The sequence below is a fragment of the Fodinibius salicampi genome (assembly GCF_039545095.1).
Classification (GTDB): Bacteria; Bacteroidota; Rhodothermia; order Balneolales; family Balneolaceae; genus Fodinibius; species Fodinibius salicampi.
In genome coordinates, this window is record NZ_BAABRS010000001.1 from 1,341,489 (window position 1) to 1,361,487 (window position 19,999).

Here is a 19,999-nt window from a genome sequence, read left to right on the forward strand (position 1 = left end):
TACTAAGCCTGAATTCCATTCATTGGAGTTCGGGCTTTTTTTATTTTTTCTTGATCAGGGTCAATCCATCACGAACAGGCAACAAAAGCTGTTCGACCGACTCATCCTCTTTTATAGTTTTATTTAGGCTGGCAATTACTTGGGATTTTTCGCTCTGAGGGTCAATCACCTCTCCTCCCCAAAGCGTATTATCAACAACCATCAGGCCATCTTTGTTAAGGCGGGGCAAAAGCAAATCATAATACCTTGGATAATTTATCTTATCAGCATCCAAAAAAATAAAATCAAAATTTCCGGGAATAGCTGGAATAGTTTCTAGAGCCTTACCCATTACCAGATGTATCTTTGAAGAATATTCACTCTTTTCAAAAAAATGCCGGGCAATCGCTTCATAATGTTCATTATATTCACAGCTAAAAAGAACTCCTTCTTTCGGCATAACCTTTGCCATTGTCAAAGCAGAATAACCTACGAAGGTGCCTACTTCAAGGATCCGATCAGCTCCCGATAGTTCTACAAGGAATGCAAGCAAGCGCCCCACCAATCGACCGCTTATCATATCAGTATGCTCCAATTTTTGATTGGCGACTTCGAGAAGCTCCTGTATTAATGGATCCTCCTTCGATGTATGGGAAATAGCATAATCTTCAATTTCCTTTGAAACCATGAATAAGAAATTTTTCGTTAGTATTTTCCAAATGACCTAAAGATATTCAGGTACTTAACATTCAACAAATATTTTATCATTGGATTTTATTCCTTCTGACGAATCTCCCCTCTTTATTAAAGGTTTTCGTATTTACACCTACTATCTTTTCAAACGCCGTTTCTCAAAAGTATGGTTAAAACAGGAATATCAGCCAGACAACAGCTCCAAGACAATCTACTATTTGAATCACCATTCGTGGTGGGACGGACTCATTCCTTTTTTATTAAATGAATATATTTTTCATCAACGGGCTCGGGCTGTTATGGGAATCCAGCAGATGCAGAAATATTCATTTTTTAAAAAAATCGGGGCTTTCTCCATCAATCGGAATGACCAAAGACAGACTCTCCGCTCTCTTCGTTATGCCGTAGAATCCTTTGAACGTCCCAATGCCAGTCTTTTCATCTATCCACAAGGGGAAATTACTCCCCCGGGTTCGTCCCTCCATTTTGAAAAAGGTCTGGCCTGGCTCAGTCAACAGCTCACGGATATAGAGATAGTCCCAATCGGTATTTACATACACACAGTCCGCAATGACAAACCGGAACTCCATCTATGGATTGGACCCTCTATAAAAACTGAGACTTCTCATTCGAAACAAGAATTAACCCAAAAATTTGAAAATAAACTTGAAAACATCCTCGAAAAACTTCGAGAAACGGCGGGCTTTGATGATTCAATATTCGAGCGTTTTATCTGATCTTAGTAGTTATCGTTTTGCTTTTGTTTGTATAGGTCGCACAATCCTTGTCAACCTGTTCACCAGTTAACATATCAGGTCCTGATAAAATTAGAGTTAGACAGCATCGCAATCCTTTCAACGGATGCTGAAACTAGTACAACATGACATGGTGGCCTTTGCCAATACCCTTACCACGTCCACCGGTAAAGCCTTTTGGACCGCTGTACCCAATGTGGCTTACCCGAAGCCTGGCGAATACGCATTCGGATTAGTGGCCAAAATAAACGGCGATGAATCCTACTCGGTTGAATATATTCACTAATACCCTTTTGCGATTCCAATATTTCCTCATCAGGAATATTTAAATAGGCTCGACTTCCAAATCGCTGGTAAAAGGGGCCATTATCTTGTTTATCCGATTGCTGAACCTGTACTTCAATCCCTTTTGATCGAAACATCAACTTATGAGCTGTCAACAGGCCAAAAAGGGAAAAGCTTCGATCATATAAATTGATCTCATCAAAAGTAGTTAAAACCTCGTTATTTTGGCGGTCAATCAGCCAGGCCTCGTATTGCTGCTGCTCCTCTCGATTCATTATATAATAAACCAAGGTAGCATAGTTGAAATGGAAACGTCCCCAATACCAATCCTCAAAGGAATTTCGCATCGGCTCTCTTCCTGTATTATGATCGTGATAGCCTGTACCATTGAACTCAATAGTACGAAGAAGAGGCTTTTTATGACCAGTACTCAGAGTAATATGTCCGGCTACGATTGCCCTTGGCAATACCAGATTCCACTGGTGACTTATCCGATTCTGTTTATCCTTATTTCCATTTTTCTCAAATAATTGTCCGGGTATCTCCCCTTCAAAACGGAGTGCCACCTCAATTTTGTCCCCACTAGGTAATTGCTCTTGAAGCTGTAATGTATATTCGAGATGATCCCCATGAACAGTCCCTTCCATCTGATGGGGACCAATCTCCACAAAAATTTGATCCTCCCTAAACACACAATTCTCTTTTTCAAACTCAGTAAAGCTATAATAAACAGGCTGGGAATCTTCATAGACAGCAATACTAATAGCTGGATATTCAGAGGGCGCGGATTCCTTCTCCCGATCAAGTGCTTGAATATATCGCAAGGAAAATGGGTTTCCCTCATAAAAAATGATAACAAAACTATATTTCCCGTCATCAGAAATCCCATCAAAATACCACCATTCGTATCCCCCGGAAAAATGAGGTATTGTACGTGTGTCTTCAGTATGATTTGAGATAATTTTCATAGACCGGCAAGTAACAGTTTTAAAAAATGATCTGCAAACCACCTTGAATAATTCAGTTTCATATTCCTTCTTTCCCTTTATACCTTATATCCATGATGACAATCGTATTCTACATAATATTGGGGTATCTGTGCTTTACTACTGCTATTTTGCTGATTAATAAAAGGGATTTCGATACCCTGCCACCGGCGCCTTCTTCTTATTTTTCATATCAGGCCCCTTCTGTTAGTATTTGTATTCCTGCCCGTAATGAAGAAGGAACTATTGAAAGATGCGTACGTTCGGCTCTTTATCAGCAATACCCGAATTTTAATGTTACTGTATTGGATGATCAATCAACCGATCAAACTCCAGCCATCCTCAACCGCTTAAAAGACGAGTTTTCCAATAAACTCACAATTATTGACGGTCGGCCTAAACCTGATGGATGGGTGGGTAAGCCCTGGGCTTGTCACCAGTTGGCTGAAGTAACGGGTGGAGAAATCCTGGTTTTTATTGATTCCGATACCTGGTTGGAACCCTCAGCTATTGCCAGAACGGTTCGAACAATGGGACAAAATGTACTCGATTTCGTCACGCTTTGGCCGGAACAGATACTGCAAAGTTTCTGGGAAAAAAATATTATTCCTCTTATCTACTTTGCCTTATTCACCCTTCTTCCTGTTCGTTATATAAAACGTTCTCCGATATGGCTTCCCTCTTTTCTACGAAAAAAAATGGACCCTTTTTTTGCAGCAGCATGTGGTCAGTTTATGGCATTCAAACGCTCAAGCTATAATGCCATCGGTGGACATCAATCGGTCTATAATCAGATCGTTGAGGATGTAACTCTGGCCAAGCAGATTAAAAATGCAGGTTATTCCATGAATATGTATTCCGGTCATAATGTTGTCAGCTGTCGAATGTACCGATCAAGCAAGGAACTGTGGAAGGGGCTTAGCAAAAACTTCCTTGCAGGATTCAATTACAATATCCCCCTATTTGTATCCATGTCTATTCTGCATCTGGCCGTTTACCTGTTCCCTTTCCTGGGTCTCCCTTTTCTTCTCTGGTTTGGCAATCCTACTCTCAGTATTCTATGCGGAGGGTGTTGTTTATTAATAATCTATCAACGCCTGATCATTAACCGCTGGTTCAATTGGAGTTATTGGTATGCTTTTCTACATCCGATAGGCGTGGGATGGTTTCAACTATTGGGTTTTTATGCTTTAAAGGACTATTTCAATAACGAATATCCTGAATGGAAAGGAAGAATACTGGAATAACCACATACCATAAATGTTTTCCCTAAATTAATTACATCCTAATCCGGGGTTTCTTTTTAAAGATAAAGTATTCATATTGGATATAGATGAAGAAGGCAATTGACAAATATCTTCGTTATTTAAATGTCGAGCGCAATGCTTCGTCACACACTATTCGGTCATATAAAATTGACCTGCATCAATTTTATACATTTTGTCAGGCTCATTTTGAAGAAGATGATCCGAACATCGAACTTGTAGAACGTATTACCATCAGGCTTTGGCTGGGAGAGCTCTCTAATAATGATCTGGCAAAAAGTTCTATTACACGCAAAGTGGCGGCTATTCGCTCTTTTTTTAAATACTGCTTTAAACGTGGCCACGTTCAAAAGAATCCTGCTCATCTGTTAGTGGTCCCCAAAAAAGATCGTCCTCTTCCTAAAACTGCTTCCCGGGAAGATATTGAACGGATGCTTGACCAGGTTGAGGGAGATACCCCCAGAATTAGACAAAGTCGGGCTATACTGGAGCTTTTTTATAGCACGGGTATCCGTCTCAGCGAACTCACGAATTTAAATGAAGAGGATATCAATTTTAAGCTCAGACAAATTAAGGTTTTGGGAAAGGGATCTAAGCAACGAATAGTTCCCGTTGGCGGTACCGCCCTTAAAGCATTGAAAGAACACCTGGCAACCAAAGCGGAGCTATACGGCAACAGAACAGACTCCGAAGCCCGAAACGCCGTCTTTTTAGCGGCAAGCGGTCAGCGCATATATGCCAAAGCGGTACAGCGAATGGTAAAGAAATACTTAGAAAGAGTGAGTGAAATCACCCAAAAAAGTCCCCACGTACTGCGTCACAGCTTTGCCACACATCTGCTTGACAAAGGAGCTGATATACGGGTAATTAAAGAGTTACTGGGACATAATAATTTATCTGCAACACAAGTTTATACACATACATCCGTTGAACGATTGAAAAATATTTATGAATTGGCTCATCCAAGAGCTAAAACTTAAATCTAACAAAAGGTGCATTATGAAAACTACATTCACAGCACGCCACTTTGATCCATCATCAGAACTTCATAACTATGCCGAAGATGCTGTTCAAAAGTTAGATCAATTTTATGACCGTATTCTTACCTGCGATATTATTTTACAACCCATTCCAGATGATGATAATCCTCAACAGGCAGAACTAAATGTTAAAGTGCCTCAGAAACTTTTAAATGCCAAAGAAAGCGCTTCCTCGTACGAGCAAGCCATAAATATGGTTATTGATAATATTGTTCGACAACTCAAAAAGTATAAAAAGACTACTCTCAAACAAAGATAACCAGACTTTATGCCCTTCGGCCAACACGAATCCATACCTAAAAAAGAAAAAATAAGCGTTGCCTATCTTATTGAACGTCTTCGTAAACGCGTTAAAATAGATATCAACGCATTTACGGCCGAAGAGCAAAGCAACCAGCGATACGTCACCGAGGCGGATATCCACCGCCCCGGTCTGGCGTTAGCTGGATTTATTAAATTATTTACACATCAGCGAATACAGGTTATTGGAAATACCGAATGCCGGTATCTAAACAGTTTATCTCCAAGAGAACAAAAAGAGGCTTTTAAAAATTTAACTCAATTTGAGATTCCTGTTTTATTTTTGACACATGGAAATGAGCTCCCGGATTACCTCCTGGATATGGCCCAAAAAGCTGATATTCCTGTTTTTGGTACTCCACTGGAAAGCGTCGTTTTTTTACACCGCATGCGCGACTTCTTGGAAGATCAGTTTGCCCTGCAAACTATGTTACACGGTACCATGGTTGATGTATATGGCATCGGAATTCTTATTGCTGGAAAATCGGGAATTGGTAAAAGCGAAGTAGCACTCGATTTGGTAGAAAGAGGACATCGTTTAGTCTCTGATGATGCCGTTATATTAACCAAAAAAAATAACGTACTTATGTCTTCCGCAACAGAAATGAATAAGCATTTCATGGAAATTCGCGGTCTTGGCATCATTGATATCATGTCGATGTTTGGTGTACGGGCTATTCGTTATCAAAAAAGATTAGAAGTTGTTCTGGAGTTATCTTTGTGGGACGAGGAGTCCCAGGATATCGAGCGGACTGGTTTAAACCAGGAGACAACCTCGATAATGGGGGTGGAAATACCGCTCATCAATCTGCCCATTACTCCTGGAAAAAACATTACGGTCATAGCTGAAGTAATAGCAATGAACTACCTGCTTCGTCACTATGGATATGATGCTGCTGAAGCTTTTCAGGAAAAGGTAAAAAAACATATCGCCGAAAAAGCTGACCCTTCTTCCATGCCCCGCAGAGCAGTCGAATATTTTGAAGGAGATATTGAATAACGCTATATTAATCTTTGATTAAATTATTATAATTAACTATATTAATCATTTGTTATACTATATAACGGCTTATATCGACCCTCTCGGAATTATTTCCGACAGCATTAAGAAAATATGTCCCTGAAAAATTATTACTATTACGACGAGGAAAACTGCGAATTTGTACCCGTCAAGTATAATCAGTTAGAACGAATCGTATATACTGCCTCTGTTTGGTTATTGTGCGGTGTTGTACTTGCGGGAATAGGTATTTCTATCCTTTCCTTTTCTATTGGAACTCCTGCTGAGATTGCACTCAAAGCAGAGAATGAAGCCCTTAAGAAACAACTTAGAACGACTCAAACAACCATAGACACCCTTGATCAGCAAGTTGATCAGCTCGCAAAAGCTGACAATGAGATGTATCGTTCTATGTTAGGCTTGGAAACTATACCCATGGATGAACGAAAGGCTGGTACTGGTGGTGCTGATCTTTATTCTGACTTTGACATCCATAGCCAGGAAACGGCCGAAATTCTAAAAAAGACTGCTCAGAACTTAGAAAATCTTCAGCGAAGCATTTCTATACAGGAATCTAGTTTTGAGGAAATACAGTCTTTTTACAATGAAAATCAAAAGAAAATGGTACATCTTCCGGCAATTAAACCTACCCAGGGAGATGTTGTGAGTGGATTCGGAAAGCGCTATCACCCGATTTTAAAGTATCGACGTCAACACGATGGACTTGACTTTAAGGCCAATATTGGTGATCAGATTTATGCTACAGGCAATGGAGTAGTAAAACATGCTGGACGTAAAGGTACTTATGGCCGATTGCTTATCATTGATCATGGCTATGGTTATGAAACTTATTATGCTCATCTCTCCTCTTTTGCAAAAGACATTCGACCGGGTACTCGTGTTGAGCGAGGGCAACTAGTTGCTTACTCTGGAAATACAGGCATGTCTTCAGGACCTCACTTACATTATGAGATTCATAAAGACGGTAGTCCACTCGATCCTCTCAACTTCCTTTTTGCCGATGTATCTCCGGAAGAATACTCCAGTTATAAACGCATAGCAGAACAAAGCCAAATATCCATGGATTAATTTATAATGTAATTCCTTAAATTAGTTAGTGAGTGGGAACTGATTTAAGAACTGCATTTTAAGGATTCCCCTAGAAAAAGTATTTTGTATTTACTACGATGGGTTCTTTCCTTTCTCCTTCTCTTTCAGATATCGATCTATTATTTTATCGGCAGCCCGGATAGAATTCTTTAACCACTTATAACGTAAATCCAATTTCTCTTCTTCTGTAAGTGACCATTCCAAATCCTTCGATTTTCGTATACGATTAGAAAGCTCATATAAACTAAGGGCCGCGCTTACCGAAATATTAAAGCTCTCACTAAAGCCAACCATTGGTATTCGTGCATAGCCATCGGCTCCGGTAAGGGCAGCCTCTGATAAACCCGTCAGTTCAGAGCCAAAAATAAGTGCTGTCTTCTTTTGGGTGGAAATATCATCAATGGTAATATCATCGGTATGTGGAGTGGTCGCAATCAATTGATATCCCTCATTCCTAAGTCTTTCATAGCACCTAATGGTATTATTCCCTTCTTGCTTATTGTAATAGTTTAGTGAAAGCCATTGATCCGATCCAATAGTTACCCCTTTACTGGGATCAAATTTATTCTCATTTTCTATAATATGAACATCCTGAACTCCAAAACAATCGCAACTTCTCAGAACTGCACTTGCATTATGTGGTTGGTAAAGATCTTCTAAAACAACAGTAAGGTGACGAGTTCTCTTCGACAGTACATCATTCATAGTCCGCCATCGCTCTTCAGTAACAAACTGTTGAAGATGTTTAATGACATCACCTTTTACTTTTCGATTCATGATAATTAACCGTTATGATTTACTAAGATAAATGTTATAATACTAATTCAATTCCAACTTTAAATACGAGGGATTTATGAAAGTAAGGGATATTTTAAAATCAAAAGGTTATGATGTCTACAGTATTGAGGCTGAAAAAACTGTTTACCAGGCTATTGCCAAAATGGATGAGCTGGATATAGGAGCCCTCGTCGTTATGAACGGTGACGAACTTATGGGTATCTTAAGTGAACGGGATTACCGGAGTAAAGTAATTTTAAAAGGCCGTACTTCTAAAAAAACAGCAGTCCATGAAATCATGACCGGCAATGTCTATTGTGCAACACCCGAGGATACCGTGGAATACTGCATGTCCCAGATGACTGACAAAAAGATCCGGCACCTCCCGGTTGTCGAGGATAACCAGGTTATCGGTGTAATCTCTATTGGTGATTTGGTAAAATCCATTATATCCAAGCAAAAAGGAGAAATCACCAACCTGCGCCATTACATACAAGGTCAGTATCCTCGTTAATTAATCAGGACAACGTAATATAAATCCTTTTTTGCGTACCGTATCAATATATTCGTACTCGGAATAATCACGTATTTTCTTACGCAGATAGCTGATATATACGTTTATATAATTCGTTTGGGTATCAAAGTGGATATCCCATACATTTTTGGCAATCTCTTCCTGGGTAACAATTTCATCTTTATTCTTTAGAAGGTATACCAACAGGTTATATTCATTATTGGTCAGGTCTACTTCTTTGCCATTAACCTTAAACGTCCGTTCCAGCATACGAATTTCCAAATCACCACATCGTAGTACCTTATCACCTTCCCCGCTGCTACTACGCCTGCTTATAGCCTCAATGCGTGCTACCAGCTCCTCTGTATCAAAGGGTTTGGTTAAATAATCATCCGCTCCCAGCTGCAAGCATTTGACCTTCATGTCAGTTTCTTGTTCTGCTGTCAGGATAAGAATTGGTGTAGTAATTCCTTTATCCCTAATAGTTTGACACAAGTCTAATCCATCCCCATCTGGGAGTCCCAAGTCAAGAATAATCATTTCATAATTATCAGAAGAAGCCAATTCCTCTCCATTTGTAACAGTATGAGCGGTATCTACATCATACTCATTCCTTTTAAGCACCGCCTGAACTAAAGCGCGCACTGATGGATCATCCTCTATGATTAGTACTTTCATATTTTTTATCTATTTTTACCATTCCCTTCATTACAACTAAATTTATTGGAGTATAACCAACTGTATTAATATGTGAAACTTTTAATTTGTATTCTTATCAAATTTATTCCAATATTACTTGTTTTTTTGAGATAGCAACCACTTTCTTATCTCATTCAAATATTTCTCCTGCAGCTTATGCCCCCCATTTAATTCCTTGTAAGTTACATTTGCTCCCCATTTGGCGAGCTGATTACAACTTCTCTTCTGCGGAGCTCCCTCAACGCTTCGGTCATCCTTTCCATGTATAGCTAATACCTCCAGCTCGGTATAATTATGCTGTTTATCCTTGAAATATTCTGTTTTAATACGACTGCCTATTACTACCAAATTATCTACCCGGGGAGCCCTAGAGAGCGTATAATATCCAGCCAAATAGCCCCCCATGGAATAACCTATTATGGTCATACTTGAGAACTTACTTTCATTCGCAATTCTCTTATCAATAAGCTGATCTAAGAAGGCTGAGGTATGCTCAAGTGATTTATGGAAGGAATCCTGGTTTCCATCATATAGATACCAGGCCCGCCCCCATTCTTCTATTCTCTTATTCCTGTCACGATCATATATCGGATAAGGACCCTGGATAAAAAGATGATATCCCTCCAAATCTAACAAAGGTTCCATGTATGAGCGAAATATGTTCATATTTTGCCTAAAGCCATGCAAGTAGATAAACAGGCGCTTATCCTTCTCCTTACCAACATCCATAAGCATAAAAGGTACCTCAATCTCAAAACGGGTAGTATCGGTAAACGATTCTTCCTCCATGACCGGAATAATTTAGTTTATAATTCTGCACTGAAATTAGTCTAAGAGAATGTTAAACAAGCGAATGTGAATATAGTCATTTTTTAAATACAGCTAAAAGCTACCGTAAAATATACATCAATTTTCAATGTATACTTGCTCATCATTTTTGGAATTTTCTATCAATCACCATTACCTTTGCCAATTATAAATAAATTTTAAAATAGTAATAGGATTATGGCGGACTTACGAACCGATTGGACCCTCAAAGAAATCTCTGATATTTATCATACTCCACTTATGGAGTTAATATTTCGGGCATCAACCGTGCACCATAAGTATCATGAGATAGGCGAAATCCAGGTTTGCACATTGTTATCTATAAAAACCGGGGGCTGTCCAGAAGATTGTGCCTACTGTCCGCAATCCGCTCACAATAATACCGAGGTAGAGGCCGGAGAAATGCTCGACCGGGAGACCATTCTTTCTGCGGCACGCAAGGCTAAAAAATCTGGTAGTACACGTTTCTGTATGGGAGCCGCCTGGCGTAATGCCCGAAATACCAAGGATTTTGAACGGGTTATTGATATGGTAAAGGAAATAACGTCCATGGATATGGAAGTCTGCTGTACGCTGGGCATGCTATCGGATGAACAAGCTGCTGCTCTAAAGGAGGCCGGACTCTATGCCTATAATCATAACCTCGACAGCAGTGAAGATTTTTATAATCGCATTATTTCAACCCGAAAATATCAGGATCGGCTGGACACCCTCAATCGTGTCCGGGAAAACGATATATCAGTTTGCTGCGGAGGCATCATCGGCATGGGTGAAACCGATAAAGATCGAATTGAACTAATTTATAATCTCGCTACTATGCCTACTCACCCAGAATCGGTTCCTATCAATGCTCTGATAGCGGTAGAAGGAACACCTATGGAGAACCAACCCAAGGTACCCTGGCACGATATGGCACGTATGATCGCTACCGCTCGTATTACCATGCCGTCCTCTATGGTTCGCCTTTCTGCCGGACGAGTAGATATGAGCATAGAAGAACAGGCTCTCTGCTTCATGGCCGGAGCTAATTCAATCTTTTCAGGAGAAAAGCTTTTAACTACGGATAACAATAAACCGAGCAAAGATCGAAAGATGTTCGATCTTTTGGACCTAACGCCCCGGGAAGCATTCAAAGATGCCAAGGAAGAACATCTCCCTGAATACCGATAGCACTTAAATAATAAATCAAAATGTTAGTAAATGGTAGAATAAAAAAATTTGTTATTCCCCTATCTGATTATAAAAGTGCTTGTATTATTTGTGTGAATATTTATGCAAACAACAAAAAAAGCAGCCGAAATATTGGTATGGGTTCTAATTTGTAGTCTGGCAGGTATATTTGGAGCTCAGTTTGATCCCGGAAGCTGGTATGCTTTACTGCAAAAGCCTGCCTGGACGCCTCCCAACTGGATATTTCCTGTTGTATGGCCCATACTTTATGTTATGATGGGCATATCTGCATGGTTTATTTGGAAATTAGAAAAGACCTCACTTAACCAACCCGCTTTTCTCTGGTTTTTCCTACAGCTTCTGTTGAATGCACTGTGGTCTTGGTTATTCTTTGGAATGAATCTCATTGGAACTGCTCTTGCTGAAATTTTATTACTCTGGATAGCTGTTGTTTTTACTATATTCCTCTTTTGGCAAAAAAGCAGAGTAGCAGGACTTTTACTAATCCCCTATCTCCTCTGGATGACCTATGCTTCTGCGCTAAATATGGCTATTTGGCAGTTAAATTAGAAAATTAATAATCTGACAAAGTGGGCATTGAATACGATTATATTATTGCCGGAGCGGGTGCAGCGGGACTTTCATTAGCTTGGCAAATGCTCCATTCCCCTCTCAAGGATAAAAAAGTCCTTATTATTGACAAAGATTTAAAACTACAAGATGATAAAACATGGTGTTTTTGGCACTCAGGTGAACCTCCTTTCCAGAAGTTAATACATAAAAGGTGGTCCCGGGTAGAAGTAGAAAGTGCAGAAGGGTATATCACCCAATCCCTACAAAGATATCCCTATTATGCATTGAAAAGTTATGACTTTGAAAAAAAGATTATTGCAGCTATTAAAAAAAATCCCTCTTTTCATTTACTGGAGTCCCCTATTCAAAAACTTTCTTCTGATCCCGATTCTAAGAAGGCCTATCTTCATACCCCCGAAAATATATTAGAAACGTCCTATATTTTTCAAAGCTGTTTTGATCCTTTCAAAATTCACAAATCCAATGTCAGATATCCTCTCAGGCAACACTTTCTGGGGTGGGATATTAAGATCAACACATCTATATTTAATTCCGATGTGTTTACACTTATGGACTTCGATCATTCATTTACCGGCGGGGTTGCTTTTACTTATGTACTTCCATGGACATCAAAGACAGCGCTATTAGAATACACTATTTTTTCGGAGAATATCATTGCTCAAGAAAAGTATGAGGAGAAGCTTTCTGCTTATCTATCTAATCGCTACGGGTTAGAGCCTGATGATTATCAAATTGAGCGGAAAGAATATGGGGTCATCCCAATGGAAGATCGCCCTGCTCTTCCATGGTATAAACCACGAATCATGAACATCGGCACACAAGGAGGAGTTACCAAACCCTCTACCGGTTATACTTTTATGCGTATTCAAAATCAGGTAAAAAACATCGTTGAGGGATTAATTGAAGATAACAGGCCCCTGATTTACTCTCCCTCTAAATTTCGATTTAAGGCTTATGATCTTTGGTTACTTCATATCATATATAATAGTCCCAAAGAAGCCACGACTATTTTCAAACAACTGTTCCAAAACAATAAAATGGATGAGGTTTTCTGCTTTTTAAATGAAGATTCAATACTAAGCGAGGATTTGCAAATCATGAGTAGTGTTCCCTATCGGCCTTTTCTAAAGGCAATTTGGAAAAGCAAAAAGAGGCTCAGGGAAATCGGCAGAAAATAAATAATCTATTCTATTTTAGCTTATGGAGGGTTTATGAATATTCCTGTGAATTCCCGAAGAGATAGCCAAAGGGTCTCAGCGCCTCAATCTGATCAAAGATATGCTTTAAGATACCTATAAAAGGCACAACTAAAATCATCCCGGAAATGCCCCAGAGTTCCCCGCCAACCAACAGAGCTACCAATGCTACCATGGGATTTATACTTACTCTTGAGCCCAAGACATTGGGTGTAATAAAATTTCCCTCCAGAAACTGAACAGTAGCGAACACCGCAATGACTCCCAAAGGTATTAGGAGTGACTCCGTAAATAGCAACGCGAAAATTATGGCGGGTAGACTACCGATAACAATCCCAATATATGGAATAATAGCCAGAATTGAGGCAAAAACAGCAAAGAATAAGGCATGTTCTATTCCGATAATCCATAAACCAATCGCATTGAGTATAGCTAATAATGTTATGACTGTCATCATACCGATGATATAATTCTGGGTCACACTTTGGATGCCATCAATAACATTATTAATGGTCTCTCCATCCCCTTTCCATAGCTTATGCAAAAAAGTTCGGTACATATTCTTGTAATACATCATGAAAAAAACAAAGATCGGAAGGAGTCCCAGTGTAGCAAATACACTGGTTGTGGCCCCTAAAGCAGAACTCAAATATTTACCTCCCTCATTTACTACTGTTGAGAGCCCCTGCTCCAAAAATTCTACCTGGCGGCTGGGCGAGAGATTAAATTTCGCTTCAAAAAATTGCAGCAAATCACTGCTAATGGCCTGTATCTTTTGATTGGCTTCAGGGAGACGATCAGCAAACTGCACTAACTGTATAGACAATAAGGATATGATACCTCCCAAAACTATAAACAGAAGAATCATGCTAACAACAATGGATACCACCCGGTTAAGTTTTAAACGCTCCAGCCACTGACTTACCGGTTCAAGCAACATGGCAATAAGGGCCGCAAAAGCCAGAGGCATCATAATAAATTTGCCGTACGACAGAATAACAAATATGAGCACTAACCCGAAGAGGATTACAGTACCTTTTAGCCAAGCCGGATAGCTTTGATTCATAATGTCCTCGATTTATTTCCTATTCTTATTAATCTACCTATTTAAAAGGCATGTATCTGCCGTTACATTATTAAATAATATGGCAAAGTACTACTTCAAGCGATCGGTAATATCTGCGAGAGGAGGATCAAATTTTTCCTGAAATATTTCAAACGGTACTCTCTTTCCTACTTCATTCTTTACATTGCTTTCTTCTATTACCTGCTGATAAGTTTCGTAGCAGTCTAGGGCATCATGGAATCTTTGATAATCCTCATCATTCGCCTGTACCCAGCAATCAATTTCTTCTTCTTTTGAAGAAGTGAGGTTAAATTTCCCTTCTCCTTTATTTTCATTGTAATGCGTAAAAAAAGCCAGTCGCTGCGGATAGGCTTTCCCCTCACGTTTCAAATCACAATACACACTTTTAACGACCGCATGACTTACCAGATGATCTTCGAAACCACTTATGCCATGAACGGCATAGGTAACCAGCACATCAGGTTCCAGCTTTTTAACATGGGTCTTAATTTCTTCTTCTATCTGTCTTGGATCCAGCTCCTTAAGCCCACTATCGGGCATAGCCAGCACTTCCATGCCTGTCAAGCCCAATACATCCCTGACACACTGCATCTCCTTAAAACGGATCTCTCCCATTTCCTCTTTATCTATTCCCAAACGAAATCGCTGCTTTGTTGCCTCTCCTTTGGTAAGGGTCAGCAAATAAACTTCATGTCCATTTCGAAGCTGAGCGGCAATGGCCGGAGCGGGGCCGAAGGATTCATCATCGGGATGAGGAAAGACGTATAGGATTTTCATATCAGCTAGTTAGACAGAATTCTCAAAATTTAGTTGTATCAAACTTTAAAAATCTGACACACCAAACAAGAATTAATTTTCATATAGAATAGTATATGCCAAAACTGCAAAAAGCCGATTAAGCCGTAGCACTGGGTAAGGCGATTTCGACACCGTCTAAAACCGGACTTTCTACTTTTACATCACTTTCAATAACTCCGTCCCGGAGACGAATGATGCGCCGGGCGTGATCTGCTATTTCATCTTCATGGGTCACCAATAAAATGGTATTTCCCATCCGGTATAATTCCTCAAACAACAACATAATTTCTTCACCGGTCTTAGTATCCAGATTTCCGGTAGGTTCGTCAGCCAACAGTATAGAGGGATTGTTTACCAGCGCCCGGGCTATGGCTACCCGCTGTCGCTGTCCCCCTGATAGCTCATTGGGCTTATGATCAAGGCGATCTCCCAAGCCTACCCGCTCGAGTGTTCGGGCTGAACGTTGGCGCCGTTCTGCTGTTTTTACTCCCGAGTAGATTAACGGGAGTTCTACATTAGATAAGCAATCAGTACGCGGAAGTAAATTAAATGTCTGAAATACAAATCCGATCTCCCTGTTACGTACTTCAGCCAGCTCGGCATCCTCAAGCTTACTTACATCTTGTCCATTCAGGATATAAATCCCGGAAGTAGGGGTATCCAGACAACCGATCAGGTTCATGAGGGTAGATTTTCCGGAGCCGGAAGGACCCATAATGGCAATGTATTCATTTTCCTGCACATCAAAGGATACACCGTCAAGCGCCCGAACCTCTTGATTCCCCATTTGATAAATTTTCATCAATTCTTCAATCTTAATAATCGGTTCTGCCATAAACTATTACCTGCTGCTAAATTTTCTGTTATTGATATTAACCTTATCACCGTCCGCCAATTCATTGGATAGTATGCGGTAGCTTCCGGTCACTACTTCTTCTCCTTCTTCAAGGCCCGAGAGAATCTGCATATGTGTATTATCACTAATGCCGGTCTTTACCTCACGGCGATACCCACGCCCGTCCTCAACCACAAATACCACTTTGCGCATATCCTCAACAGGTATAACGCTTTCCTCTTCATTAGATAGTGAATCATTTTCAGTTGTATCTTGTACGGATTCATCTGCAAAGTCTCGTACGGTAACGGCCTGTATGGGTACCGAAACTACGTTATGAGCGGTCTGAGTCTTAACATCCACCGTAGCAGACATTCCTGGTTTAAAGGAGGGAGTAAATGTATCCTCGGGACTTTCTCCCTCCGATACCGATTGAACCAGTTTATCACCAGCCATATCCAGGTTGTGAGCTGTACTCACTCGTATTTTAACCTCATAATTGGTTACTTCCTCGCTTGTTCCTTCAGACGTTACATCTGCTGAGTTTGCTATTTCTGTCACCACTCCACCAAATACTCGATCCGGATAAGCATCAACCATAATATTCGCCGAGTCGTTGACCGCTACATTTACAATATCATTCTCATTGACTTCAATCTGTACTTCCATCTGATCCATTTTTGCGATGCGCAGCAGTTCAGTTCCAATCGACTGGGTATTTCCCAGCACCCGCTCTCCTACTTCAACAGCAAGCTTACTAATTGTCCCTTCCCGCGGTGCGCGAATAATCGTTTTCTGAAGTTCTTCCCGGGCCTGTTGAAGCTGGGCCTGAATACTCTGCACCTGGTATTCAGCCGCCTGGAAACTAGCTTGACGGGCTTCATAACTTGACTTTGATTGAATATATTCCGCTTTTGAGATAGCTTGGGATTCATACAGCTCTTTATTCTGATTGAAAACCGACTCTGCTTCCAAAAGATTCGCTCGTGCTTCTTCCAGCCTTGCTTTTTGTGTTAACAGGGAAGCATTAATTTCATCTATCCGGGCCTGATAAATATCCGGTTTTATGCGTAACAGTAAATCACCTTTTGAAACGTAATCCCCCTCTTTAATGGGAAGTTCAATAATTTCACCCGAAACCTCTGGTCGCATGGTCACTTCTACCTCAGGCTGAATTTTTCCGGAAGCTGACACTACCTGGGTAATTGTCTTCAGCTCTGCCTTTACGGTTTCAACGGTTTTTCCTTTGTCACCTCCCCCGAGCCACCCCATATATTTGGCTGTAATTCCTCCCAAGGCCAGCAAAAGTATAATTACCCCACTGAAGACAAACAGCTTTTGAGTGGATGATTTTTGTTTTTTTGCCATTTTCTTAATCTCTTAAATAAAATTATTCTAAAGTTATATCCTGATTCAGCCTTCCAATGTAGTAATCAAGCAGTTGCTGTTGGAAGATTACCCGAAACAATGCCTGGGCCCTGCTGGCTTGCGCTTCTGTATACTGGGCATTGGCATCACTTAGTTCAATTAATGTTCCTGCCCCCACTTCATAACGCTCTTTCTGGGTTTGATAGGAACGTTCTGCCGCTCTCAACGCTTTCTCAGACGACTCCAGCTGCTTGACATACGAGCGATAATCATTATAGGCCTGATTAACCTCCTGGACTACCTGCAGCTCCAAGTCTTCTAAATTCAGCTTAGCATTCTTATAATTAATTTGCTGGGACTGTACATTCGTTCTTCTATTCAAGTTTCCGAAAATGGGGATACTTAATGAAAGACCAATTCCCCGGCTTATGTTTTGGTCGAAAAACTGATCTTCAAAATTAAGTGGAATTCCATCAGAATAACGACTCCCTACAGAGCCACTCAAGCTTAACGACGGATATAAACTACCTCGGGTAGCACTCAGCTGGTGTCGAATCGATTTGATATTATATTCTTCACTTTTTAAATCAGATCGATTCTCCAGGGCCGTGGTCACGAGTTGCTCCAAATCATAATCCGCTGCAGCGGCCGTTTGTTCATCAATCTCGGGTGTCTCAAAATTATATTCTTTTCGAGGGTCAACCTGAAGGGTCTGTATCAACTGCAGGCGACTGGACTCCACGGCATTTTCTGAATTAACCACTGCCAATTCATTATTTGCAACCGTTGCTTCCTGATTGTATAAATCCACTTGGGGCCGGGAACCAACTTCCACTTGTGCTCTAACCTGTTCTAACGTTTTTCGAGAGGCCTCCAGATTTTCCCGATCGATTCTCAAAAACTCCTTATCCAATATCAGCTGTAAATAATTACTGGCCGTATTAAAAATAATATCTTCTCGTACGCGCCGCAGGTTTTCCTCACCTGACCGTTTGTCATATTGACTGCTACGGAGGGAATGCAAATTCTCAAGACCACTATAAATAGGGAGATCTGCATTCAAACGACCGAAAAAGGAATGGGTTGTTTCGGTTACAATTTCCCCTATATCCTGATTAAAATTACGTCCTATATCCCTATTACCAGATACACTTGCGTTTATTGATGGGAGATAATCCGCCTTTTCGCTCAGCACCTGCCTCTCAGATAATTCAACATTATTCTGCGCTACTTCTAGTTGGTTACTATTTTCAAGAGCAATATTAATGGCCTCATCCAACGTAATAGGCTGAGCATCTTGTGCATACCCACCAATGGTAATAAAAAAACTTATAAGAAAAAGCAGAATCCCTGTACGCATACTCATCATAGAAATTATTTTTGGTTCATTTGTGTAATTACACGAACTATTATAAAAATAGTTACGCTTCGAAAAGAGTTTTTTTAGTTAAAAAATTTAAAAGGGATGAACAGGTAGGAATACAGTACACCTATACATTATTCATGCATAAGAATTGAAGTACAGTAAAATCACACAAAGCAATCAGATATGATGTAAAAGCTCCCACATAGGCTTTCTAACTAACTCTCTCGCTCAATTTTTACTCTTCTGCGCTTCCGTTCGAGTTTGGTAGGTGCTTCCCAACTTTTTCATCGAACTTTTCTTCGGCAAAATCAGTAACAAAGGATAGTGCTTTTCGCATAGCAAGTCGCTTTAACTCATAAAGCAGCGTACTGGTAAATTTTCCGTCAGAAGAAGAGGAAGAGGATAAAGATACAGATTCCTCCTGCCTTTCCCGATGTCCGATAAGAAAACCCAGAAATACAGCCCCACCAACTACTGGCAGAGGATGCTTCCTTATAAATGATTTGGGGTCCAAGCTATCGCTCACATCATGACGAACCTGATCAATCGAGTCGTCAAGCTCATCCTGAATTTGTTCGAGCTCGGCTTCCAATTCTTGCTTCTTCTGTTCTAATTTATCCGTCTGATCTTTTGCCATGATATTTCCTCTATTCATTTCTATTTAAAGAATGATCAATCTCCATCTCAGCCGATTCAAGCTTTTTATGCTCTCTTTTCCTATTTCCTTCAACAGCCTTAATCATTTCCTCCTCAAAACTCTGCTGTAGCGTATCAAATACCCGCCTGGGTTTCAGATAAATAAAAGCTATACCTACCACGAAAAGCGGAATGGATACAATCAGGAATCCCAGACTTTGACTGCCTATTAAATTGCCCAGATAAATAGCTAAAGCTACCAAAACAAAGCATACTCCCCCCAACAGCAGTAATGCTCCCGTCGTCCGCTGTACAGAAACAGCGATCCAGTGGGAAAAATGTTCTCCGGAATTTAGCATTACCAATTCGATACGCTTCTCCACATATCGTTTGATATCGGCAACCATCGACCGGAGCTTTTGTCCCACCTTATCTGTTGTAGCTTTATCTGATTTCATTCCTAATCATCAGAACTTAAAATTTTCCCAAGTATATACCCGGCAAAAAGCCCTGCAGCCACACTCTTTACAGGATGTTCCCTGATTAAATGTTCTGCCCGACCTTTCAGTTCTTCAATTTTTTCAGGTAGCTCATCATTTTCTACCATTTGACGACCGCGATCTAAAGCATCATCCAATCGACGATTTACATTTTCAAGTATCTCTTCATTCATAACAGTTCAATTTAATTTAGGGTTTTCACCTAAGGATACGCTTAA

The 19,999-nt window shown here is 40.3% G+C and carries 23 protein-coding genes; 10 read left to right on the forward strand and 13 right to left on the reverse strand.

Annotated features, from left to right (window positions below):
• Window positions 1-40 precede the first annotated feature (40 nt).
• Window positions 41-667, reverse strand: a complete 627-nt coding sequence (locus ABEB05_RS05525; RefSeq protein WP_265788259.1) for an O-methyltransferase — start codon at window positions 665-667, stop codon at window positions 41-43.
• A 79-nt stretch (window positions 668-746) separates the two neighbouring features.
• Between ABEB05_RS05525 and ABEB05_RS05530 the strand changes: the two genes are divergently transcribed.
• On the forward strand, window positions 747-1,409 hold the full coding sequence (locus ABEB05_RS05530) for a lysophospholipid acyltransferase family protein (RefSeq protein ID WP_265788262.1): 663 nt from the start codon (window positions 747-749) through the stop codon (window positions 1,407-1,409).
• A 170-nt stretch (window positions 1,410-1,579) separates the two neighbouring features.
• On the opposite strand, the gene ABEB05_RS05535 is transcribed toward ABEB05_RS05530, so the two are convergent.
• Window positions 1,580-2,680 (reverse strand): hypothetical protein, encoded by a 1,101-nt coding sequence (locus ABEB05_RS05535; RefSeq protein WP_265788264.1) that lies wholly within the window; start codon window positions 2,678-2,680, stop codon window positions 1,580-1,582.
• A gap of 92 nt (window positions 2,681-2,772) precedes the next feature.
• Here ABEB05_RS05535 and ABEB05_RS05540 point away from each other — a divergent pair, with 92 nt between their 5' ends.
• The 5 genes from ABEB05_RS05540 (at window position 2,773) to ABEB05_RS05560 (ending at window position 7,392) form a co-directional block, all read left to right on the forward strand.
• On the forward strand, window positions 2,773-3,945 hold the full coding sequence (locus tag ABEB05_RS05540) for a glycosyltransferase family 2 protein (RefSeq protein ID WP_265788266.1): 1,173 nt from the start codon (window positions 2,773-2,775) through the stop codon (window positions 3,943-3,945).
• A gap of 86 nt (window positions 3,946-4,031) precedes the next feature.
• The gene (locus ABEB05_RS05545; protein WP_265788268.1) at window positions 4,032-4,943 is read left to right on the forward strand and encodes a tyrosine recombinase XerC; all 912 of its coding nucleotides are present in this window, start codon (window positions 4,032-4,034) and stop codon (window positions 4,941-4,943) included.
• Window positions 4,944-4,962: 19 nt separating this feature from the next.
• Window positions 4,963-5,262: a ribosome hibernation-promoting factor, HPF/YfiA family gene (gene hpf / locus ABEB05_RS05550; protein ID WP_265788270.1), complete on the forward strand. Its 300-nt coding sequence runs from the start codon at window positions 4,963-4,965 to the stop codon at window positions 5,260-5,262.
• A gap of 9 nt (window positions 5,263-5,271) precedes the next feature.
• Complete coding sequence (gene hprK, locus ABEB05_RS05555; protein WP_265788273.1) at window positions 5,272-6,303, forward strand: HPr(Ser) kinase/phosphatase; 1,032 nt, start codon at window positions 5,272-5,274, stop codon at window positions 6,301-6,303.
• A gap of 114 nt (window positions 6,304-6,417) precedes the next feature.
• Window positions 6,418-7,392 (forward strand): M23 family metallopeptidase, encoded by a 975-nt coding sequence (locus tag ABEB05_RS05560; protein ID WP_265788275.1) that lies wholly within the window; start codon window positions 6,418-6,420, stop codon window positions 7,390-7,392.
• A 93-nt stretch (window positions 7,393-7,485) separates the two neighbouring features.
• Here ABEB05_RS05560 and ABEB05_RS05565 read toward each other — a convergent pair whose 3' ends face one another.
• Window positions 7,486-8,190 carry a TrmH family RNA methyltransferase gene (locus ABEB05_RS05565; protein WP_265788278.1) on the reverse strand — a complete coding sequence of 235 codons (705 nt, stop codon included), beginning with the start codon at window positions 8,188-8,190 and terminating at the stop codon, window positions 7,486-7,488.
• A 76-nt stretch (window positions 8,191-8,266) separates the two neighbouring features.
• Between ABEB05_RS05565 and ABEB05_RS05570 the strand changes: the two genes are divergently transcribed.
• Window positions 8,267-8,704 carry a CBS domain-containing protein gene (locus tag ABEB05_RS05570; RefSeq protein ID WP_265788280.1) on the forward strand — a complete coding sequence of 146 codons (438 nt, stop codon included), beginning with the start codon at window positions 8,267-8,269 and terminating at the stop codon, window positions 8,702-8,704.
• Here ABEB05_RS05570 and ABEB05_RS05575 read toward each other — a convergent pair whose 3' ends face one another.
• Together ABEB05_RS05575 and ABEB05_RS05580 are read right to left on the reverse strand one after the other, a co-directional pair.
• A complete protein-coding gene (locus ABEB05_RS05575) occupies window positions 8,705-9,382 on the reverse strand; it encodes a response regulator transcription factor (protein ID WP_265788281.1) in 678 nt (225 codons plus the stop codon).
• Between the two features lie 114 nt (window positions 9,383-9,496).
• Entirely contained in the window at window positions 9,497-10,192 is a 696-nt protein-coding gene (locus ABEB05_RS05580) for an alpha/beta hydrolase (RefSeq protein WP_265788284.1), read from the reverse strand.
• Between the two features lie 216 nt (window positions 10,193-10,408).
• On the opposite strand from ABEB05_RS05580, the gene bioB reads away from it, so the two are divergent.
• The 3 genes from bioB to ABEB05_RS05595 all read left to right on the forward strand — a co-directional run bounded on the left by bioB (window position 10,409) and on the right by ABEB05_RS05595 (window position 13,173).
• A complete protein-coding gene (gene bioB, locus ABEB05_RS05585; protein WP_265788286.1) occupies window positions 10,409-11,401 on the forward strand; it encodes a biotin synthase BioB in 993 nt (330 codons plus the stop codon).
• 102 nt (window positions 11,402-11,503) lie between these two features.
• Window positions 11,504-11,971 (forward strand): TspO/MBR family protein, encoded by a 468-nt coding sequence (locus ABEB05_RS05590; RefSeq protein ID WP_265788288.1) that lies wholly within the window; start codon window positions 11,504-11,506, stop codon window positions 11,969-11,971.
• A gap of 20 nt (window positions 11,972-11,991) precedes the next feature.
• Window positions 11,992-13,173, forward strand: coding sequence for a lycopene cyclase family protein (locus tag ABEB05_RS05595; protein WP_265788290.1), 1,182 nt, complete (start codon window positions 11,992-11,994; stop codon window positions 13,171-13,173).
• 31 nt (window positions 13,174-13,204) lie between these two features.
• Here ABEB05_RS05595 and ABEB05_RS05600 read toward each other — a convergent pair whose 3' ends face one another.
• The 8 genes from ABEB05_RS05600 to ABEB05_RS05635 all read right to left on the reverse strand — a co-directional run bounded on the left by ABEB05_RS05600 (window position 13,205) and on the right by ABEB05_RS05635 (window position 19,954).
• Window positions 13,205-14,257 carry an AI-2E family transporter gene (locus ABEB05_RS05600; RefSeq protein ID WP_265788292.1) on the reverse strand — a complete coding sequence of 351 codons (1,053 nt, stop codon included), beginning with the start codon at window positions 14,255-14,257 and terminating at the stop codon, window positions 13,205-13,207.
• 90 nt (window positions 14,258-14,347) lie between these two features.
• Complete coding sequence (locus ABEB05_RS05605; RefSeq protein WP_265788294.1) at window positions 14,348-15,055, reverse strand: PIG-L family deacetylase; 708 nt, start codon at window positions 15,053-15,055, stop codon at window positions 14,348-14,350.
• Between the two features lie 118 nt (window positions 15,056-15,173).
• The gene (locus tag ABEB05_RS05610; protein WP_286668797.1) at window positions 15,174-15,911 is read right to left on the reverse strand and encodes an ABC transporter ATP-binding protein; all 738 of its coding nucleotides are present in this window, start codon (window positions 15,909-15,911) and stop codon (window positions 15,174-15,176) included.
• A gap of 6 nt (window positions 15,912-15,917) precedes the next feature.
• Window positions 15,918-17,279, reverse strand: coding sequence for an efflux RND transporter periplasmic adaptor subunit (locus ABEB05_RS05615; RefSeq protein WP_265788296.1), 1,362 nt, complete (start codon window positions 17,277-17,279; stop codon window positions 15,918-15,920).
• 22 nt (window positions 17,280-17,301) lie between these two features.
• The gene (locus ABEB05_RS05620; protein ID WP_265788299.1) at window positions 17,302-18,639 is read right to left on the reverse strand and encodes a TolC family protein; all 1,338 of its coding nucleotides are present in this window, start codon (window positions 18,637-18,639) and stop codon (window positions 17,302-17,304) included.
• A gap of 241 nt (window positions 18,640-18,880) precedes the next feature.
• The gene (locus ABEB05_RS05625; protein WP_265788301.1) at window positions 18,881-19,282 is read right to left on the reverse strand and encodes a hypothetical protein; all 402 of its coding nucleotides are present in this window, start codon (window positions 19,280-19,282) and stop codon (window positions 18,881-18,883) included.
• Between the two features lie 10 nt (window positions 19,283-19,292).
• A complete protein-coding gene (locus ABEB05_RS05630; RefSeq protein ID WP_265788303.1) occupies window positions 19,293-19,739 on the reverse strand; it encodes a phage holin family protein in 447 nt (148 codons plus the stop codon).
• Between the two features lie 2 nt (window positions 19,740-19,741).
• On the reverse strand, window positions 19,742-19,954 hold the full coding sequence (locus tag ABEB05_RS05635) for a hypothetical protein (protein ID WP_265788305.1): 213 nt from the start codon (window positions 19,952-19,954) through the stop codon (window positions 19,742-19,744).
• Window positions 19,955-19,999: the final 45 nt, after the last annotated feature.

Bases quoted from the DNA above. Each gene is read 5' to 3' on its own strand.
- ABEB05_RS05525 (WP_265788259.1), bottom strand. From the start codon at position 667: ATGGTTTCAAAGGAAATTGAAGATTATGCTATTTCCCATACATCGAAG.
- ABEB05_RS05535 (WP_265788264.1), bottom strand. From the start codon at position 2,680: ATGAAAATTATCTCAAATCATACTGAAGACACACGTACAATACCTCAT.
- ABEB05_RS05540 (WP_265788266.1), top strand. From the start codon at position 2,773: ATGATGACAATCGTATTCTACATAATATTGGGGTATCTGTGCTTTACT.
- ABEB05_RS05545 (WP_265788268.1), top strand. From the start codon at position 4,032: ATGAAGAAGGCAATTGACAAATATCTTCGTTATTTAAATGTCGAGCGC.
- hpf (WP_265788270.1), top strand. From the start codon at position 4,963: ATGAAAACTACATTCACAGCACGCCACTTTGATCCATCATCAGAACTT.
- hprK (WP_265788273.1), top strand. From the start codon at position 5,272: ATGCCCTTCGGCCAACACGAATCCATACCTAAAAAAGAAAAAATAAGC.
- ABEB05_RS05560 (WP_265788275.1), top strand. From the start codon at position 6,418: ATGTCCCTGAAAAATTATTACTATTACGACGAGGAAAACTGCGAATTT.
- ABEB05_RS05565 (WP_265788278.1), bottom strand. From the start codon at position 8,190: ATGAATCGAAAAGTAAAAGGTGATGTCATTAAACATCTTCAACAGTTT.
- ABEB05_RS05570 (WP_265788280.1), top strand. From the start codon at position 8,267: ATGAAAGTAAGGGATATTTTAAAATCAAAAGGTTATGATGTCTACAGT.
- ABEB05_RS05575 (WP_265788281.1), bottom strand. From the start codon at position 9,382: ATGAAAGTACTAATCATAGAGGATGATCCATCAGTGCGCGCTTTAGTT.
- ABEB05_RS05580 (WP_265788284.1), bottom strand. From the start codon at position 10,192: ATGGAGGAAGAATCGTTTACCGATACTACCCGTTTTGAGATTGAGGTA.
- bioB (WP_265788286.1), top strand. From the start codon at position 10,409: ATGGCGGACTTACGAACCGATTGGACCCTCAAAGAAATCTCTGATATT.
- ABEB05_RS05590 (WP_265788288.1), top strand. From the start codon at position 11,504: ATGCAAACAACAAAAAAAGCAGCCGAAATATTGGTATGGGTTCTAATT.
- ABEB05_RS05600 (WP_265788292.1), bottom strand. From the start codon at position 14,257: ATGAATCAAAGCTATCCGGCTTGGCTAAAAGGTACTGTAATCCTCTTC.
- ABEB05_RS05605 (WP_265788294.1), bottom strand. From the start codon at position 15,055: ATGAAAATCCTATACGTCTTTCCTCATCCCGATGATGAATCCTTCGGC.
- ABEB05_RS05610 (WP_286668797.1), bottom strand. From the start codon at position 15,911: ATGGCAGAACCGATTATTAAGATTGAAGAATTGATGAAAATTTATCAA.
- ABEB05_RS05615 (WP_265788296.1), bottom strand. From the start codon at position 17,279: ATGGCAAAAAAACAAAAATCATCCACTCAAAAGCTGTTTGTCTTCAGT.
- ABEB05_RS05620 (WP_265788299.1), bottom strand. From the start codon at position 18,639: ATGCGTACAGGGATTCTGCTTTTTCTTATAAGTTTTTTTATTACCATT.
- ABEB05_RS05625 (WP_265788301.1), bottom strand. From the start codon at position 19,282: ATGGCAAAAGATCAGACGGATAAATTAGAACAGAAGAAGCAAGAATTG.
- ABEB05_RS05630 (WP_265788303.1), bottom strand. From the start codon at position 19,739: ATGAAATCAGATAAAGCTACAACAGATAAGGTGGGACAAAAGCTCCGG.
- ABEB05_RS05635 (WP_265788305.1), bottom strand. From the start codon at position 19,954: ATGAATGAAGAGATACTTGAAAATGTAAATCGTCGATTGGATGATGCT.